Genomic DNA, 1,635 nt, shown 5'->3' with positions numbered 1-1,635 from the left:
ACGATGGGGTTGCACACGAGGTCATTGCCTCAAAAAGCCCATCCAGGAGGTCGCTCTACTATGAAGTTTAAAGCTCAAGACAAGCAAAATCAACTCATTGAAAACATTTCCTCATCCCATCTTGTAGTCGGCGTAGATATTGCTCAGGAAGCTCATGTTTCTCGCGCGGTCAGCTATCGGGGAATTGCTTTGGGATCGCCGCTTGAGTTCGGCAGCCATGACGAGGGCTTTCGCCTGTTCGGACGCTGGATTCAAGATCTGCTCAAGTCTTACAAGCTGAGCAAAATCATTGTGGGTATGGAACCCACCGGACATTACTGGCTGAGCCTGGCTCGCTGGCTCTCAGACCAAGGAATTGAGGCTGTTCTCGTGAATCCACATCTCGTTAAAAAGAACAAAGAAAATCGCGACAATACCCCATCCAAAAGCGACCGCAAAGACGCACTCGTCATCGCAGATATGGTCAAAAACGGCTACTATTCCCCTGTACGATTTAACCCGGAGGCCTACGAGGAGCTACGAATTCTCATGGCCAATCGGGACACGGTTACTAAACGGCTTAACAGCGCTGTTAACCAGATCCATCGCTGGGTCGATATTGTGTTCCCTGAACTTCGGCATGTCTTTAAAATTCTCACTTGCACTAGTAGCATTGCCACCTTAAGGCTGTTTCCTCTCCCGAAGGAAATTAGCCGATTAACGACCGAACAAGTCATTGCTGGGTGGAAACAATATGTGAAGCGTCATGCGGGTTTGCGGCGGGCCGAGCAGCTTATTACACTGGCTAAACGCAGTGTTGGGGCTACAAAGGCGCTACACGCCTACAAGTTGCACTTGGGTCAACTGCTCGAAGAATACGACTTGGCACAGCGCCAGCTTGAGCAGATTGAACACGAAGTACATCTCGTATTGGAGCGCATTCCCTATGCCCAAAAGTTACTTACCATTCAAGGTGTAAATGTTACCAGTCTAGCCGGTGTGTTGGGAGAAGCTGGTGATCTTAGTGGTTACGCACACGGTAATGCCTTGCTTCGTCATGCGGGACTAAACCTGGCCGAGGCTAGCTCTGGGAAATGGCGTGGAAAAATGGTGCTTAGCAAGCGCGGCCGCCCGCGTTTAAGGCGTTTTCTCTATCTCATGACGATGTGTATGGTCATGACCAACCCAGATGTTAGAGCCCTGCACCACAACAATGTAGACGTGAAAAAGCTCAAGAAAATGAAATCCATTATGAAATTATGTGGTAAAGTGGCTCGAATGCTTGTTGGCCTAGCCAAGAGCAGCGAAGCATATCGTTCAGTTAAAGTATTTCCACAAGCAGCTTAAGCGCGTTATTTCGCCAGCTGATGTATTCGCAGGATGGACAAGAAGCACGGAGTATCGGGAGGCATTAAACAAAAGGGCTCGGACCCGTTCCGTTAGAAAAACCGACCTCCACCCCTTAGTTAGATGTGACGAAGGAATGAAAGGGCATAGACCCGTTGAGACATGGGAGTGAAAATCACTAGGGGCGACATGGAGACGTGCAGAAATGGAACAAATTAGGTGATAAGCTCTCACCTTTATTCCTGCATGCCCTTACAGTTGTTCCAAACCACCGCCTCTTCTGTTTCCTTCTTATCTCACAATTAGCTA

At 48.7% G+C, this 1,635-nt stretch carries 1 protein-coding gene; it reads left to right on the top strand.

Translation table 11 applies throughout. The features are described 5' to 3' along the window. Positions 1-60 precede the first annotated feature (60 nt). Positions 61-1,326: an IS110 family RNA-guided transposase gene (locus tag IEY53_RS34740; protein WP_189032914.1), complete on the top strand. Its 1,266-nt coding sequence runs from the start codon at positions 61-63 to the stop codon at positions 1,324-1,326. Positions 1,327-1,635: the final 309 nt, after the last annotated feature.

The sequence above is a fragment of the Paenibacillus albidus genome, from assembly GCF_014644435.1.
GTDB classification, from domain to species: Bacteria; Bacillota; Bacilli; order Paenibacillales; family Paenibacillaceae; genus Paenibacillus_AQ; species Paenibacillus_AQ albidus.
This window is presented reverse-complemented; position numbering and strand designations above follow the sequence as displayed.